Source organism: Zeaxanthinibacter enoshimensis (assembly GCF_004362865.1).
Taxonomy (GTDB): Bacteria; Bacteroidota; Bacteroidia; order Flavobacteriales; family Flavobacteriaceae; genus Zeaxanthinibacter; species Zeaxanthinibacter enoshimensis.
Genome location: NZ_SNYI01000001.1, coordinates 1,204,449 through 1,223,094, shown reverse-complemented (window position 1 = coordinate 1,223,094; position 18,646 = coordinate 1,204,449). Strand labels below are relative to the sequence as shown.

The window sequence follows — 18,646 nt, the reverse complement described above, 5'->3', positions numbered from 1 at the left end:
AAAACCCGCCGGGAGGCGGGTTTAAAAAGCTGTTAGTTGGCGAAATAAATATAAATACCTACAACCAATATAACGATACCCAATCCTACGGCTTTTACATGCCGGTAGGGCTGAATATCCACCTGCTTGGTATACTCCTGGGTGTAATCATCTTTCCTCGGCCATATCTTACCTATAATCAACATCAGTGCTACGTTCAGTACAAACAGGATAGCCATCACGTGGAGAAAATGTGGATAGGCTGCTGCTTCTACCTGAGCGAGTTCCGCAGCATCAGTAATTCCTGCCGCCTTGGCTTCGGCCATGGCGTTATCTATAAAGTAAGGCTTTAAGAAGAACTGGCTGAGAATATACAACAGGGAACCTGAAAGGATACCAATTTTAGCCGCAATAGCGGGCACTCTTTTAGTAAGATACCCGACCACGATAATGGTGAGGATCGGGATACTGTAGATCCCGTTAACTTCCTGCAGGTATTCAAAAAGACTTTCCGCATTGGCTATTAAGGGCGCGATGAACATGGCTGCAAAGGCAAGGATGATCCCGAAGATCTTCCCGTATTTCACCACCGTGCTCTCCGTGGCATCCTGGTTGATATGTTGTTTGTAAATATCAATTCCAAACAGGGTGACAGAACTGTTAAGCACACTGTTAAATGAACTGAGAATAGCACCAAACAAAACCGCCGCGAAGAAACCGACCAGGTAGGTTGGCAGCACCGCGTTTACCAGGGCCGGGTAGGCCTGGTCTGCCTTGGGCAATTGTCCTTCGAACATGTGCCAGGCAATGATCCCGGGCAGAACAACAATGATCGGTCCTAAAACCTTGATAAATGCTGCCAGCAGTAATCCCTTCTGTCCCTCTTTCAGGTTCTTTGCGCCCAGCGCCCGTTGAATGATCTGCTGGTTGGTTCCCCAGTAGAAAAGTTGCACCAGCATCATCCCGGTAAAGATTGTGGCAAAAGGAACTGATGCAGTAGGACCCCCAATTGAATCGAATTTTTCCGGGTTACTGTCATACAAGACATCCAGACCCTGGAATAAATTACCATCACCGATAGCAACCAGCCCGAAGATCGGTATCAGTAATCCACCGATCAGTAAGCCGATCGCATTGATACTATCAGAGACCGCAACGGCCTTGAGTCCGCCGAATACAGCGTAGATCATACCTATAATTCCGATTCCCCATACACAGATGACCAGTGCAGTTTTACTGGAAACCCCGAGAAGGGTCGGCACATCAAACATGGTACTGATCGCCAGGGAACCTGAATACAGGATTATGGGGAGTAATACCACTACGTACCCGGTCAGGAAAAGTGCTGAGGTCAAAGTCTTGGTACTGACATCATACCTGTCCCTGAGAAACTGGGGAACGGTGGTTAACCCGCTTTTAAGATACCTTGGTAAGAGAAATACTGCGGTAATTACGATCGCAATGGCCGCCAGGGTTTCCCATGCCATTACCAGTATCCCTTCAGAATAAGCATTCCCGTTAAGACCCACGATCTGCTCCGTAGATAGGTTGGTCAGCAGCAGGGACCCCGCGATAACACCGGCAGTAAGGCTTCTTCCCCCAAGAAAATACCCATCGGAGGAACTTTCATCGGTTTTTCTTGTGGCATAATAAGCAATGATGGCCACCAGCAAGGTGAAGCCTATAAACGATATAATCCCGATCATAACGCTGAGTTTGGTTTGTTTGAAGGCTAAATATATTAGTTTCTTTGCAAACTATACCTTGTAACCGCCTATATATTCGCAGAGTATCCCCAATATGGGCAGGATTGAGTTTTTTATCCGCCCGAACATTAACCATATTCTTTTTACTCTTACTGGAGGATTATATATATTGCCATTTCACTTTTACAGGCATGATAAAGTATATCCGGCTGATTATCTTGATGGGCCTGCTCCTGGGTAGTTGCGAGGAAAAAAAGCAGAAATTATTTACCCGGGTTGAGCCATCCATATCCGGTATAGATTTCCAGAACCGGTTAGAGGACACCCCTGAACTCAACATCCTGACTTACCTCTACTATTACAATGGCGGAGGAGTTGCCATTAGCGATTTCAATAATGACGGTTTAAAGGATATTTACTTTACGGCTAACCAGGGGAGTGATGCACTTTATATTAACAAGGGAAATTTCAAATTCCGGGAAGTAAGTGCAGCGGCAGGTTTAGAAAATTCTACCGGGTGGACTACCGGCGTAACCCATGTTGATATTAACGACGATGGTCTGCAGGACCTGTATATTTCCAAAGTTGCCAATTACCTGAACCTGGAAGGTCATAACCTTCTCTACGTGAACCAGGGCATGGATGAGAAGGGCATCCCTGTTTTCAGGGAAGAAGCAGCCCTTTATGGCCTGGACTTCTCCGGGTTCTCCACGCAGGCGGCCTTCTTTGATTATGACCTGGATAACGACCTTGACCTGTTCCTGATGAACCATTCTGTCTATCCGAACAGGAACTATGGTAAAGGCAGCATGCGCGAGGTGCCGGATCCAGGTTCGGGAGACCGGCTGTACCGCAATGATAATGGCACATACACAGATGTTTCAGAGGCGGCCGGTATTTTTTCCGGAAAGATCGGCTACGGCCTGGGACTGGCGATCAGTGACACCAACAACGATGGCTACCCTGATATCTATATAGGAAACGATTTCTTTGAGAATGACTATTTCTATATTAACCAGGGCGATGGCACATTTAAGGAGATCATATCCCTAGATGACACCCACCTTGGCCATACCAGCCATTTCTCTATGGGCAATGATATCGCTGACCTGGACAACGATGGCCTCCCCGAGATAATCTCGCTTGATATGCTCCCGGAAGATTTAGAGACCTTTAAAACATCAGGAGCAGAATATGCATATCCCACTTATGAACTCTACCTGAAGAATGGTTACCGGCCCCAATACATGCAGAATACCGTCCACCAAAACCTCGGCAATGATCGTTATAGCGAAGTTGGACAGATTTCGGGTCTTGCGGCTACCGATTGGTCTTGGGCACCGCTTGCCGCAGACTATGACAATGATGGTGATAAAGACGTCTTTATCTCCAACGGCATTAAAGGCGCCACCAATGACATGGATTTTATAAACTTCATTGCCAATGATAATATACAGAAGCGTTTATCAAAAGGGATGAGCGCTGAGGAGATGGAGTTTATCAAAGAAATACCACAAAAAAAAGTGCCTAACTATTTCTTTGCGAATAACGGGGATCTGCAATTTGAGGATGTTACCGAAAAATGGGTGAATATTGCTGCTTCTTTCAGTAACGGAAGTAGTTATGCAGACCTGGACAACGATGGTGACCTGGACCTTGTTATCAACAATGTCGACGCTCCTGCAACATTATTGAGAAACAGCAGCGAACAATTCCCCGGGCATTCTTTTTCTAAAATACACTTATCCGGGCCTGCAGGAAATGGAAGAGGCATCGGGGCTAAAGTATATGCTTATGCTGCAGGAAAACTCCAGGTGGCCGAAAATTACAATAGCCGGGGTTACTTGTCGGCAGTTCCTAACGAGCTCCATTTTGGGTTAGGTAAGGCAAACGCGCCGGACTCCCTGCTTATCGTATGGCCGGGTGGTAAGTTTGAAACCCTCCGAACAATTCCCGAAAATCATACTGTAAAAGTGAAGTATGAGAATGCAGGGGGAAATTATTATTCAGACCGGGGTAGGACTTCGCACCGCCTGCTCTCTCCTATTCCATCACCCCTTGATTTCACGCATAGGGAGAGTACAACCCTGGATTTTAACCGGGAACCCCTTGCACCTGTTGCCGGTAGCCATGAAGGACCCGCACTCGCAGCGGCAGACATTAACCAGGATGGTATGGAGGATCTGTTCATTTGCGGTGCAAAGAACCAGGCGTCAGTGCTCTACCTGCAGGATACTGACGGTAGTTTTAGACAAATTCAGCAAGACCTTTTTGAAGCCCATTATTTAAGTGAAGATACTGCAGCCCTTTTCTTTGATGCGGATGCTGATGGTTTCCCGGACCTGCTGGTTGCCTCGGGGGGCAACGAATTCAGGAATGGCACTGCTTTGAAACCCAGGTTGTACAGAAATAAGAACGGGACACTTGAGTACGACGATACAGAATTCCAGGGTATAGAGATCAATGCTTCTTCTGTATCTGTCACCGACCTTGAAGGGGATGGTGACCTGGATGTACTGATCACTTCGGACCAGGTGCCTGGAAATTATGGGAAAACCCCCGAGCAACTTTTATTTCGCAATGATGGCACCGGTCATTTTGAGAAAGTAAACGATAAAGCGTTTGCACCGCTACAGCAGCTAGGTAATGTAAAAGATGTCCATTGGTCAGACCTCGATGGAAACGGGTACGAAGACCTTATTGCCGTGGGCCACTGGATGCCTGTCAGCATCCTGATGAACGATGGGAAGTCGCTCCAGCTACAGCAAAACAACGGTCTGTCTCATACTGCCGGACTGTGGAATACGATCCATGTAGCAGACCTTGACCGGGATGGAGACCTGGACTTGGTTGCCGGGAATTGGGGAGAGAACAGCAGGCTTTCTGCTTCCCCAGACCAACCGATGCGACTCTACCGGGCCGATTTTGATAATAATGGATCGGTTGAATCGATCCTGACCTATTATTACCGCGGTAAGGAAACTACCCTGGCCTCCAAGGATGAGCTGGTAAAACAGTTACCGCACCTCAACAAGGAATTCCTTTCTTATGCTGATTTTGCAAAGGCTTCTATGGAGGACATCTTTACTCGGGAAAAGCTTTCCAGGGCGGACAAAAAAAATGTGCACCTGTTATCGAGTTCCGTATTCCTTAACAATGGGGATAATTCTTTCAGCCGGCAGAAGTTACCCCGGCAGGCACAGGTTTCTTCCGTACATGACATGATCCTGGAAGATTTTGACAAGGATGGGGCAATTGACATTTTCATAGGAGGTAATACCTTGGAAATTAGCACCCAATTAGGTAGGATGGATGCTTTGCATGGCTTAATTTTGTTCAATGATAAATCGGGGCGATTCCTTATATCAGAAAGATCCGGAACAGGGCTATCAGGGCCGGTCCGGGACCTGCTGAGAATTGACATAGGAAAGAGACCTCATTATATTGCGGGGATGAACAACCAAAAACCCGTATTCTTGACCACCGACCAGAAATAACACAGTATGAGAATAAAACGAGCAACCCTGTACCAGGGCGTTATTTTTTTGGCCATCCTGGCATTTACCGCATGCCAGAAGGAATCAAAGGAAGCAGGGGAATCCGAACAGAAGGCCCCTACCCTTTTCAGCTTACTACCCCCTGAAAGAACGGGTATAGACTTTATCAATAAAGTTGAGAACCAGAAGAATTTCAATATTTTCAAATACCGCAATTTTTACAATGGCGGGGGTGTGGCTATAGGTGATATCAATAATGATGGCCTGGCTGATATCTACCTGACGGGGAATATGGAACCGAACCGTTTGTACCTCAATAAAGGGAATATGCAGTTCGAGGACATTTCTGCGACAGCAGGGGTAGAAGGGAATAAACCCTGGTCTACCGGGGTCGTGATGGTAGACATCAATGCCGATGGCTTGCTGGATATCTATGTCAGCAACGCCGGGAATATGGAGGGGAACAACCACGACAATGATCTCTACATCAATAACGGTGATCTCACCTTTACGGAGAGAGCTGCTGAATACAACCTTGCCAAAACTGGTTTCTCCACGCATGCGACTTTCTTTGATTATGATAAGGACGGCGACCTTGATGCATATATCCTAAACAACAGCAATATACCGGTGAGCAGCCTTGGGTACGCCGAACAAAGGGAAGTTAGGGCCCAGGACTGGGAAGGGGTTCCTGACATCTTTAAAGGGGTAGGTGATATGCTGCTCAGGAATGATAACGGAAAATTTGTAGATGTCAGCGAATCAGCCGGTATCTATGGCAGCCTGATCGGTTTTGGCCTGGGGGTCATGGTAACCGATATCAATAAGGACCTCTACCCTGACATCTATGTCTCCAACGACTTCTACGAGCGCGATTACCTTTATATCAATAACCAGGACGGAACATTTACAGAAGACATTAAGAACTGGACCTCTCACCTCTCCCTGTCCGCTATGGGAATAGACATGGCTGATATTAACAACGACGGACACGCCGAGATCTTTATAACCGACATGTTGCCCGAGCCGGATGAGAGGGTAAAATCGGTTATGGAATTTGAAGGCTACAATGTCTTTAAACTGAAACAAAGTAAAGATTTTTACCAGCAGTATATACAGAACACACTACAACTGAACAATGGAAACGGATCCTTCTCCGAAGTGGCCTATTTCAGTGGTGTAGATGCCACGGACTGGAGCTGGGCCGGGCTGTTGTTTGATATGGACAACGATGGCCTCCGTGATATATATGTGACCAACGGGGTGAACCACGACCTGACCGACCTGGATTTTGTCGATTTCTTCGCTAACGAAATTATCCAGAAAATGGCACTCACCGGGCGGAAGGAATCCATAGATTCCATTATCAACAAGATGCCGGTAAAACCACAGGCTAATTATGCCTTCAGAAACAACGGCGACATTACCTTTTCTAATGCAAACAAGGACTGGGGTTTTGAGATCCCCAGCCTTTCGAACGGGGCCGCCTATGGAGACCTTGACAATGATGGGGACCTTGACCTGGTGGTGAATAATGTCAACATGACTGCCTTTGTATACGAGAACCACAGCAATTCCTTTACTAACCACCATTACCTGCAACTGCAGTTTAAGGGTCCTGAAAAGAATCCTTTCGGGGTAGGAACAACCGTGATGCTTTATATGGATGATAAGACGTACCTGCAGGAGCTTATCCCATCCAGGGGGTTCCAGTCGTCCATGGACTATAAAATGACCATAGGACTCGGGAAGACTGATACCATCGATTCGCTGCGAGTTATCTGGCCGGATGATCGAACAGTTCTTATGACCGATGTTAAACCGGACCAGTTGCTGAGCTTTAATTATGCAGATGCCCGTGAAACGTACATCCCGCAAAAAAATAAAAAACAAAAACCTTTCTTAAGGGAACTCGATAACAGCAGCCTCCTTGCCCATAAGGAAAACAATTACAACGACTTTGACTACGAAGGGCTCATCTACAAATTACTGTCACAGGAAGGACCGGCACTGGCTGTGGGCGACGTAGACGGAGATGGGAACGAAGATATTTACCTCGGCGGTGCAAAAGGTCAGCCCGGCGTACTATACCTGCACAAAGGGAATGGGAAATTGGTTAAAAGCCGCCAGCGAGCTTTGGAAGATGATGAACGCATGGAAGATACCGCGGCAGCATTTTTTGATGCCGACGGGGACGGCGACCTGGACCTGATGGTAGGAACCGGCGGCAACCAGGTTGGTGAATCACAAAGCTACAGGCCCCGCCTTTACCTTAATGACGGGAAAGGCAGGCTTACATCCTCCGGTCAGCAATTGCCTTCGTCTTTTAAGAATGTCTCTACCCTGGAACCTTATGATTTTGACCAGGACGGGGATATCGATGTATTCCTGGGATCCCGATCAGTCGTAGGCACCTATGGGGTCAACCCCGATCATCTTTTCCTTGAGAACGACGGAAAAGGCAACTTTTCAGATGCGACAGAACGACTTGCATATGACCTGAAGGACGCAGGGATGATCACCTCGTCTACCTGGGCCGATATGGACGGGGACGGCAAAAAGGATCTTATCACGGTTTCTGACTGGGGAAGTCCGCTGATATTCAGGAACAACGGCAGAAGGTTATCCAGGACAAAGACCACACTAGACAGTCTAAGCGGCTGGTGGAATGTCGTAGAAGCAGAAGATCTGGATAAGGACGGGGACATGGACCTTATCCTGGGGAACCAGGGCGGTAATCTCCACTATAAACCCATGCCGGGACAGCCCATGAAAATATGGGTCAATGATTTTGATAACAATGGTACCATCGAACAGATCGTCACCCAGAGATCTGGCGGAGCCGATTATCCCCTGCACCAGAAGAAAGAACTTACCAACCAGATGGTGGCCCTGAAAAAACAGAACCTGAAAGCTTCTGACTATGCCAAAAGAACTATCCGGGAACTGTTCCCGGAAGACGTTATCACGAATTCGATTGTAAAAGAAGCTGTGATCTCGGAATCGGTGATCGCCGTAAATGAAGGCAATGGAAAGTATACCATTAAGAAATTGCCGCCCCAGGTACAGTTATCCTGTGTCTGCGGGATAAGCTGTACAGACCTGAATAATGACGGGTATACCGATCTCTTACTGGGAGGCAATAATTTTGAATTTAAACCTCAATACTCCAGGCTGGATGCCAATTATGGTTCTGTTCTGCTTGGGGGTAAGGATCTCGATTTCAAATGGCAGGATTATGAAAAAAGCGGTCTTTTTATACGCGATGAGATCAAGCACCTGCAAATCTTTAGGGATGCCAGGGGAAAGAGCTACCTGATCGCTGCCATCAACGATAAGGAACCTAAAATCTACGCCCTGGATGAATAAAGTTTTGTCATTGATACTGCTGGCTGCTGTTATGTTTGGGTGCAAAGATACCGGGGGCTCTCTGTTCACAAATCCGGAAAAGGAGGATACAGGCCTGGATTTCACCAACCAGCTGACCGAGACCGATGACCTGAACATCCTGGATTACCTTTATTTCTATAATGGAGGCGGTGTCGCCGTGGGAGATATAAATAACGATGGCCTTCCAGACATTTACATATCCGGGAACCAGGTAAAGAACAAGCTTTTTCTTAACCAGGGAGGCTTAAAGTTCAAAGACATTACTGCCAGTGCAGGGGTGAGCGGCAACAGCAGCTGGAACACCGGGGTTGTCATGGGTGATGTCAACGGGGACGGACTGCTGGATATTTACGTATGCGCCGTGGTAGGCATCAATGGATTTGACGGGTACAACGAACTATATATAAATAATGGAGACCTGACCTTTACAGAAAGTGCAGGCAAGTACGGGCTCGATTTTGACACCTACAGTTCAGGGGCTGCCTTCCTGGATTATGACCTGGATGGGGATCTGGACATCTACCTGCTCAACCATGCGGTGCATACCCAGGAATCTTTTGGGAATGCAGCCCTGAGGCTCAGCAGGAACTACCAGACCGGCGATAAACTGCTCCGGAATGATGGAGGTTCCTTTACGGATGTCAGTGAGGAAGCAGGCATCTACGGAGGGATCAATGGTTATGGCCTTGGAGTTGCCGTGGCCGATTTTAACGTGGATGGGTACCCCGACATTTATGTAGGGAACGATTTCCACGAAGATGATTATTACTACCTGAACAACGGCGACGGCACTTTTACCGAGAGTCTTAAAGATCATTTCGGGTACACTACCCGATTCTCCATGGGCAACGATGTGGCAGACATTAACCACGACGGCTGGCCAGACCTGCTCTCGCTGGATATGCTTCCCGAAGATGAAAAGGTCCTGAAATCATCAGAAGGGGATGATAATATGCAGACCCAGAAACTCCGGACAGAACGATATGGGTACCATTACCAGTTTACAAGGAACATGCTTCACCTGAACAATCCTCATGGTAAGTTCCGGGAAACTGCCCTGTTGAGCGGGATTGCGGCCACCGATTGGAGCTGGAGCAGCCTCTTTGGTGATTTTGACCAGGATGGAGAGCAGGATATCTTTATTTCTAACGGGATACCCAAGCGTCCGAACGACCTGGATTTCATCAACTTTGTTTCCAGTGACCAGATGAGGAACAAAATCAATAACACCAAACTGGTAGACCAGGAGGCATTGGATATGATGCCTTCGGGGAAAGTCCACAACTACATTTTCCAGGGCAGCGGGGGAATCCGGTTCCGGGATATGTCCTCGGATTGGATCGCCAATGACACCTTGATCTCCGGGGCTACCGCTGCAGGTGACCTGGATAATGACGGCGACCTGGACCTTGTTGTGAATAATATCGACAGCCCGGTCAGCCTCTACATCAACCAAACCAACGACCAGGCCAATTACCTGAAACTAAAATTCCGCTATCCCGCTCCCAACCGCTTCGGGATTGGCACCAAGGTATATGTCTATACCGGTGACAAACTGCAATACAAAGAACTCTATACCGCGCGGGGATTCCAGTCCTCCAGTGAACCAATTCTGCATTTCGGATTTGGTAAAACCGGAACAATAGACTCTTTGCGGATCGTCTGGCCGGATAAGACCACCCAACTGATGACTCAGGTGGGGGTAAATCAAATCCTGGAGGTCAGTCCTTCAGAAACTGAACCTTTCGATTACCAAAGTCTTAAGCCAAAAACAAAAGCATTTTTCGAGAAAACTGATGATAACCTGGGTATTGACTTTACCCATGTGGAAGACAAATACCTGGATTTTAACCGGCAAAAACTTATCCCTTATATGATCTCGGACCGGGGGCCCGCTACAGCGGTTGGTGACCTTGATGGAGATGGAAAGGAAGATATCTTCTTCGGGGGATCTAAGTACATAAAGTCTGCGTTCTATATGAACAGGGACAGCATCTTTCAGGCTCTCCACTACCCTACCATAGCATCAGATTCTATTGCAGAAGACGTATCGGCACTTGTTGAAGATTTTAACTCTGATGGTCAGAGCGACCTGCTGATAGGAACCGGGGGAGGCGATTTTTACAACCGCATGGAGCCTTTGCTCGATCATTATTATAGTCTCCGGGACAGCACGTTCTCAGCTGCCGAATTCCCCGAAATTTACGGCAACACCTCAGTCCTGGCGGCTAACGATTTGGACAATGACGGTGACCTGGACGTTTTCCGGGGCAGTAATGCCATAACTGCAGATTTTGGACGCATCCCTAATTCGCACCTCCTCAGGAACGAGAACGGAAACTTCAGTATCGTAAAGAACGATCAATTGCGGTTGGCCGGAATGGTCACTGACGCCGTATGGGATGATTTTGACCGGGATGGAACAGCGGATCTTATCCTTGTAGGCGAATGGATGCCGCCCAGGTTTTTCAGGAACAAAAAAGGCAACCTGGTTGAAGAATTCCCGCTTAAAAATGCCCCTACAGGCCTGTGGCAGAGTATACAACCTTTTGATATAGACGGGGACGGCGATACTGATTACCTCCTGGGTAACTGGGGTCTGAACAGCAAATTTAAAGCAGAAGAGGAAACACCGATGCGCATGTATTACGGCGACCTGGATGCCAATGGCAGCACTGAAACCATTATCGCTACCGCCAAGGACGGGAAATACTATCCCCTTGACGGGCTACCGGAACTCTCCGGGCAATTAGTAAGCCTCAGGAAGAAGTTCAACTCTTACCGATCTTTCGCCGGAAAGACCGTTGAGGAGGTTTTGGATGGTCCTATGCTAAAGCGTGCTACCATCCTCGAGGTGCAGGAACTGAGGACAGGTTACCTGGAGAACGTGAACGGCCGGTTCCGTTTTGTTCCTTTATCTGAAGAACTGCAATTGGCACCGGTATTGGCCATGCTGAAGGCAGATTTTGACGGCGATGGGAAAGAGGAAGTACTGGCCGGGGGGAACTACTTCGGGCTCAAACCTTTCCACGGAAGGCTTGGGGCTTTCCCGGGGGCTATGATAAAAAATAAAAATGATGTAATTTTGGGAAGCAACCTGGGACTTGACCTTGAGCAGAGATCGGTCAGGCACCTTAACCTCATTACATTAAAAGGAAAGACTTACCTGCTGGTAACCCTGAATAACGAAAGGGCCCAGGTCTATAAATTACCAAACACGAGCGACGGAAAATGAAAAAGATTATTTACCTCCTGGCATTAAGCCTCTGCTTTGCCTGCACAGAGAAAAAACCTATCGAGATCAGCCCGGACGACCTCCATGGGGCAATCGACCATGTTACAGAAATTATGATCCATGATATCTTCTCCCCTCCCGTGGCGAGCAGGATCTTTGCGTATCCCAATATCGCGGCATACGAGATCATTGCCCTGGGCAACCCGGAATATAAATCTCTTTCAGGGCAGCTGGATGGTTTATCACCTATCCCGGAACCTGTGAATCCCGGTGGTGTGAACCCTGAACTCGCTGCTCTGATCGCACATATGGAGCTCAGTAAAAAACTTATCTTTTCCGAGGACAGGATGGAAAAATACCAGGATAGTCTTTACAACCGTTGGAGTGACCTTAATGAAGAAGAATTTGAAGCCAGCAGATCTTATGGTTTGGCTGTGGTTGATCATATCGCTGCCTGGATGGATAAGGATAATTACAAACAGACCCGCACCATGCCTAAGTTCACTGTAGACACAGAAGAGCCGGGCCGTTGGCAGCCTACCCCACCTTCTTACATGGATGGTATAGAACCCCATTGGAACAAGATCAGGCCTTTTGTGATCGATTCCGCACAGCAGTTCACTCCCCCTCCGCCCCCGGATTATTCCATGGAGGAAGACAGCCAGTTCTACAAGGAATTAAAGGAGGTATACGACATCAGCCAGGAAATCACTGAGAACGGGGATGAAACAGAAGAAGTACAGATCGCCAAATTCTGGGACTGTAATCCTTATGTATCCGTGACTCGGGGCCACCTGATGTTTGCAACAAAAAAGATCACCCCCGGGGCACACTGGATAGGGATCACAAAAATAGCCAGCAGGAAGGCAGGGATGGATTTTGAGGATACCCTTTACGCCTACACCAAAACTTCAATGGCAATAGCCGATGCCTTTATTAGTTGTTGGGACGAGAAATACAGGAGTAACCTCATCCGCCCCGAGACCCTGATCAACCAGCATATCGATGATGCCTGGAAACCTATATTACAGACTCCGCCATTTCCTGAATATCCCAGTGGTCACAGCGTAGTGTCAGGCGCTGCAGCAACGGTGCTCACTGAAATCTTCGGTGATAATTTCGCATTCGAGGACGACACGGAACTGGCTTATGGATTGCCGGTGCGAAAATTCAATTCCTTTAACGAAGCTGCCGATGAAGCAGCGATCAGCCGTATGTACGGAGGTATCCACTACAGGGCTGCCGTAGAGGTAGGTGTGGAACAAGGAAGAGACCTCGGGCGTTTCGTAATTGACAAATTGAACATGAAGGCCGGTGAAGCACAAATAGCTGGACAATAATTAATGAAAAGACTGGGGCTTCTTTTTCTGTTGGTTGTGATCCTTGCCCTGTGCTGGTACCTTTTCATGAAACCTTTTGATTACCTGGTCCGATTTGAGACCAGGGGGAACGCGGGGACCATCAACCAGACCCTGAAGACCTGGAATACCACCCAGGAGAATGCGGCGATAACAGCTCAGCAGGATCTTTACGAGATCGTTCAGCAGCTGCCGGCAGGAGATACCCAACATGAGTATCATTGGAAGATCACCCCAGAATCGGACACTACATCCCTGGTGCAGGTCTATGTCACCGGGGCGGACAGCAGTTTTAAAGACCGGGCAGCTATTCTTTTTTCCGATACCCAGTTTGAAAAGGAAACCCGGAAGCGGGTCACTGATTTTGCACGATATCTCAATGACCACCTGGATAAATTCAGGGTGCGGATTACCGGGATCACCGAACTCCCGGCAACTTTCAGCGCCTGTACCCAGTTAGAGACAAGCCAGATAGGGAAAGCGTTCGGGATGATGAAAAACTATCCTTTGTTGAGCGAGGTGATGGCAGCGGATTCAGTTCCCCTGAATGGCAGGCCATACGTGGAATTACAGCAGTGGAACAGGAAGAAAGACAGTATCAGTTTTAAATTCTGCTACCCTATAATGCAGACCGATTCCCTGCCGCTTCACCAGGAAATTCATTATACTGAACGTCCTGGGATAAGGGCCATCAAAGCTGTCTATAATGGCAATTACCTGACATCAGACAGGGCGTGGTATGCCCTGCTGAATTATGCAAAGAAAAATGGACTGGAAACAACCGGCCTGCCCATAGAAGTATTTTTTAACAATCCGAACATGGGAGGGAATGAACTGGAATGGACGGCGGAGATCTACCTTCCACTAAAGAGTGAAAATGATTAAAATAGGATATTATATCATCTTCAGCTTACTGATAAGCTGCTCCAATTACGGGCAACTTAAGTTTGTGACGGCACTCCCGGGTAAATTGGACGAATGTTCAGGTATTGTTCCCGCAGGAAAGGATGGGATATGGGTAGTGGAAGACCACGGAAATGCCGATAATCTCTATCGGGTGAACTTCAGGGGGGAGCTGGTCAAAAATTTCGAGGTCACCAATGTTGATAACGAAGATTGGGAAGATCTCACGGTGGATGAATCCGGCAACCTCTATATCGCCGATACCGGGAATAACGGTTTGGACCGCCAGGAATTCAACATCTACAAACTACCGGACCCCTCGGTAGAAAAAGGTGATAAGATCCCGGCAGAAACAATTAAGTTCAGGTACCCCTGGGACAGTACCATCAAAGAAGGTTATACCCATGACAGCGAGGCCTTATTCTATGCAGACCGGCACCTTTACGTTCTCACCAAGAACAGGATGCAGCCATTTGATGGGAAGACCTATATCTATAAGATTCCTTCTACCCCCGGCAGGTATACAGCAGAACTCGTGGGATCTCTCCAACTCTGCGAAGACCGCAGGGTATGCGTGGTCACTGCTGCCAGCCTCTCCCCGGACGGCAGTAAACTAGTGCTGCTGGGATATGGAAAATTATGGGTGTTGAGTGATTTTACCGGGGATTCATTTGATGAGGGCGCGATGGACATGATAGACCTTGGGGCCAGTACCCAGTTAGAATCCCTATGCTTTAAGGACGGAAAGACACTTTTACTGGCAGATGAGGAAAGAGCGGGTTCTGGCGGTAACCTGTACGAATTCACCCTGCCTTAGAACCCGAATCCTATACCAAAGGATACCCGGGGTCCTTCACCTCCATAGAATAAAGATATCCTCCCGGTAAATACATCTGCCCCGTTGGCGAATATCCCACCTCCATAAGAATTGTGCCATTTTCCTGCCGTACTTCCCGGGTACCATACCCGTCCGTAATCGTAACCAGCGAACATCCCTAATGACACCGGTAAGATCCCGGTCTTCATCCTCCGCAGCCGCAAACGCAGGTCTGTATTCTGGAAATAAGCAGTTTTCCCTATGAACCGTTGGTTCCGTAATCCGCGTAGGCCGTCAGAACCTCCAAGACTTGCCCCTTGGTAGAACTCGTATCCATTCCCGATATTAAAGTGGGCTTTCCATTTGGCTGCCAGCACCAGGGTCCCGTCTGCCATCAACCTATGGTCCAGTGCAAGGCTTGGCACGACATAACCGTAGTTGGTTCCCAAATCGTCCGCATTTGCACGGAACCCGACTTCCAGGTCAGACATCATTCCCAGGGTTGGGAAAGCATCGCTGTCCACATTCTCGTAATGATACCTCGCAGAGGTTCCCAGGAAGCTCTTGCCCAGCTCTTCCCCGTTTTCCACGTAAAACTGGTTAACAAACCGATCTGTAGTATTTTCTACTTTAATGTCCTCGTAAAAGAGCCTTACATCCAGGCTCGCTCCCAAGGGACCCCGCCATACAATGGCCGGTGCCAGGGAAATCGTTCTCAGGCGGACCCTGTTATAATCCATCCCGAACTGGTCTTCGGGATTCTGCGTTCCATTACCCAGCCCAAAGAAGTTGACGCTGTAATTGGGGCTGGTAAAGTGACCGTTCACGGCAAAATTCCAATTGCCGAAGATATTGGCAAACTCTCCCTTGTATTTAAGGTCAAATCCACTGGTGGCAAAATAGAAGGCAGCATTGATCTCGTGCCTGTTGGTAAAGGGATTCTGCCGGATACCATAATGGCTGTAGGTATTGTTAAGTCCGATCCGGACCCCGTCATCCGGGTTAAAACCAACTGTCGGGATCAATTGGTTAAAGGAAGTATTAAGCTTGAGAGGCTCATAGGTATTGGTTTCGTAATCATCCGTCAGGACCACTTTTACCCCTTTTACATTCTTAAATGTGTATTCTTTGGTTTTATAGTCATACACCGTGATGCCAGAGCTGTTCTGCACATCATAGATGTCTGTACCATTCCCTCCCACGATCTTGATATCTATGCGGTTATCTGACTCGCCCCTGGCTTCAAAATAATCATCGTCATCGAGGCCGTAGATCCATAATTCCCTCGTCAGCCTGGAGTCAAAGACCTTATCATAGAACATCTTCTTCTTTTCTCCCTTGATGATCCTGTATGCTCTGATCCTGGTCTTATGATCCTCCATCCCGGTGATCTCGAACCAATCGTCCTTATCAGTTCCTATTATTACCGGAGCTCTGTTCAGAACCTTGTAATAATCCCTGGCGATCTTTTCCAGCTTAGATAACCTGGAAAGCAATATACCTTTGATTTTAGGAACTGTCTCGTCACTGACCTCCTCAGGAAATTCCTGGAAAGACCGGTCTATCACCTCCGGGGTGAGCTTCTCACGGAGTAACGCTACCTGTTGCAACCACTGGTCCAGTTCGGTCCCGTTCAATAAGGCCATATCCAGGGAATATGGATTGGAATTAAAAGTCCTCACGTTCCTGATATTATCCCTGAATCCCTCCATCAGTTTCAGCGGCGGGATAATCTTGGTGGTAATACTCATCAGTAATCCATCTCCCATGATAGAATAGACCTGGTCCCGGTCTCTTGGAATGGGCCTGTATACGATACTGTCTTTATCGTTGTATTTGAATTCTGCCCAGCGCCACTGATCCTGGTGTCTGTCCCAGTCCCCGATGACCATATCAAATAACCGGGCCCTGATATACATATCCGTATCCACATAATATTTTTCATCAGACCGCAACTTGGACAGGAAATCATAGGTGCTTTTGATCTCTTTGGCCTTACCAAAACTTTCCAGTTCAGTGTGCCCTTCAGAAACGTGTTCCTCTATCATATATAATTCGTCCCCGAATTCGCCGTTAAAATCACCTAATGCAGGTTGCTTTGGTACGTAATAGAGTTCGGGATTCGTATGGTAGATGCCTATAGCCTCGGACATCACCGGTACGGTAAACGGCGCATAAGGATGTGCCCCGGTATAAAAATCCTCCAGCAGGCCTTCGGTATAAGTTTCTTCAAATTCCCCGATAATATACTGGTCTTTAAAAGCCATTGCCTGCAGGTAGCGCTCTGCAGATTTCTTCATAGCCCGCATAACATATTCCTTACCGCTGGAATGTCTCAGGCGAAGTGATTTGGATTGATTCCCTCCGCCTTTCCTCACCGGTTCCAGTCCGCCATAAAGGGTATCTATATCCACTGTAGGTACCGTAACCTTGGTCCCGTAATACTCCCGGTATCTTTCACCCCAGATCAGTTTAAAGAAGGCGGATCTTTCAACTTCTTCTTCCGTATAAATAGAGGTGGTGACCGTTTGAGGAAAGGTATCGGGAAATTTGTATTCGTTTACCGTCGTATCTCGCTGGAACACCCCTGTTGTAAACAGGAATTCCTCCTTGTCCTTATCGGATTCATCCACCCCGTAGAACCGCACCCTGGAAGATCCGTCCGTGTACACCTCGAGGGTGGCATAACCCATCCGTCCGGTAGTGAATTTACTGCCGTTCAGTAAATTTGTCGCTCCCTTCTTGGCCCCGGAACCACTGACGATCTGGGGCACGTTACTCTCAACGATATATTGCAAAGCGTGTTCGTGACCAGAAGTAATGATCACTTTTTCTGCGAACTGGGCCAGGGTGAAAATACGGTTCCTGAGTTCTCGGTACCGCTTGTTATGCATATCTTCTACCGAGGCTCCTGCAGTTTTCCTGAAGAGGTTTACAAAGGAACCCAGGATAGGCAACGGCACCCGCGTGGAGGAGGGATAGAATTGTTGACTAAAGGTAAATTGCCCCCCATGTGGACCATAACTGAAAATTGGATGATGCTGGGCTATGACAATCGTTTTCCCGGCGTTCTTCTTGATCAGGCTCTCCAGTTCCTGCATAAATTTTTCCCGACTCTTGATCTCGCAGTCATCGTTAATAGATGGGCGGTAATCCCAGTTGGTCAGGTACCATTCCGTATCCAGGGCAATCACCACGATATCTTCGTTGATCTCAACCAGTTCCAGCGGACAACCATTCTCCGGCACAAAAGCATCCTTGCGATTGATATGTTCTTCAACATATACTTCCTGCCTTTTTAACCCGATAAGACCTTCTGTATACCAATCGTGGTTCCCGGGGATAAAGATCACCCTTCCCTTAAAATCCTTAACAGTAGCTAACTGGGCATCCAGGTGGTTCTTAGCCCTGAGGAATGCAACGGTCGAATCCTGCGGATCAGGTAAGCCGGCGGGATAAATATTATCCCCGAGGAATATCGCGGTGCTATTGGTATCCGCTTGCTGGACTTTGTCCTTAAAGATCTTCAGTGCGGGGTTCATCCCGCCCATAGGGGAAAGTCCGGCATCGCCGATCAGGTAAAAGGTATGAGATAATTCCTTTGTAGTCTTTACGTCTTTAGCCGTTTTTTTATCAGCATACTTAGCCTCGTAGGTAGCGCAACCTGTGAGGGTCAGAAATAGCAATATTAGGGCTAAATGTTTCTTCATAAGGATTCAATTAAAAATTGAAAATTTGTACTTTGGATATAATAATTATAG

The 18,646-nt window shown here is 47.7% G+C and carries 8 protein-coding genes; 6 read left to right on the top strand and 2 right to left on the bottom strand.

The genetic code is table 11. From position 1 onward, the window contains the following. Nucleotides 1-32: 32 nt before the first annotated feature. Nucleotides 33-1,685 carry a solute:sodium symporter family transporter gene (locus CLV82_RS05395; protein ID WP_133643257.1) on the bottom strand — a complete coding sequence of 551 codons (1,653 nt, stop codon included), beginning with the start codon at nucleotides 1,683-1,685 and terminating at the stop codon, nucleotides 33-35. A 191-nt stretch (nucleotides 1,686-1,876) separates the two neighbouring features. Between CLV82_RS05395 and CLV82_RS05390 the strand changes: the two genes are divergently transcribed. Genes CLV82_RS05390 through CLV82_RS05365 form a run of 6 tightly spaced genes read left to right on the top strand, consistent with a single transcriptional unit; the run spans nucleotide 1,877 to nucleotide 14,885 of the window. Next, complete coding sequence (locus CLV82_RS05390) at nucleotides 1,877-5,182, top strand: VCBS repeat-containing protein (RefSeq protein ID WP_133643256.1); 3,306 nt, start codon at nucleotides 1,877-1,879, stop codon at nucleotides 5,180-5,182. A gap of 6 nt (nucleotides 5,183-5,188) precedes the next feature. Beyond that, nucleotides 5,189-8,551 carry a VCBS repeat-containing protein gene (locus tag CLV82_RS05385; RefSeq protein ID WP_133643255.1) on the top strand — a complete coding sequence of 1,121 codons (3,363 nt, stop codon included), beginning with the start codon at nucleotides 5,189-5,191 and terminating at the stop codon, nucleotides 8,549-8,551. Beyond that, nucleotides 8,544-11,807, top strand: coding sequence for a VCBS repeat-containing protein (locus CLV82_RS05380; RefSeq protein ID WP_133643254.1), 3,264 nt, complete (start codon nucleotides 8,544-8,546; stop codon nucleotides 11,805-11,807). The genes CLV82_RS05385 and CLV82_RS05380 overlap by 8 nt, the downstream gene beginning before the upstream one ends. Continuing rightward, nucleotides 11,804-13,147, top strand: a complete 1,344-nt coding sequence (locus CLV82_RS05375) for a vanadium-dependent haloperoxidase (RefSeq protein ID WP_133643253.1) — start codon at nucleotides 11,804-11,806, stop codon at nucleotides 13,145-13,147. The genes CLV82_RS05380 and CLV82_RS05375 overlap by 4 nt, the downstream gene beginning before the upstream one ends. 3 nt (nucleotides 13,148-13,150) lie before the next feature. Beyond that, on the top strand, nucleotides 13,151-14,050 hold the full coding sequence (locus tag CLV82_RS05370; protein ID WP_133643252.1) for a GyrI-like domain-containing protein: 900 nt from the start codon (nucleotides 13,151-13,153) through the stop codon (nucleotides 14,048-14,050). Then, nucleotides 14,043-14,885, top strand: a complete 843-nt coding sequence (locus tag CLV82_RS05365) for an NHL repeat-containing protein (protein WP_133643251.1) — start codon at nucleotides 14,043-14,045, stop codon at nucleotides 14,883-14,885. Before CLV82_RS05370 ends, CLV82_RS05365 begins: the two co-directional genes overlap by 8 nt. Here CLV82_RS05365 and CLV82_RS05360 read toward each other — a convergent pair. Further along, the gene (locus CLV82_RS05360; RefSeq protein ID WP_133643250.1) at nucleotides 14,882-18,595 is read right to left on the bottom strand and encodes a metallophosphoesterase; all 3,714 of its coding nucleotides are present in this window, start codon (nucleotides 18,593-18,595) and stop codon (nucleotides 14,882-14,884) included. The genes CLV82_RS05365 and CLV82_RS05360 overlap by 4 nt on opposite strands. Nucleotides 18,596-18,646: the final 51 nt, after the last annotated feature.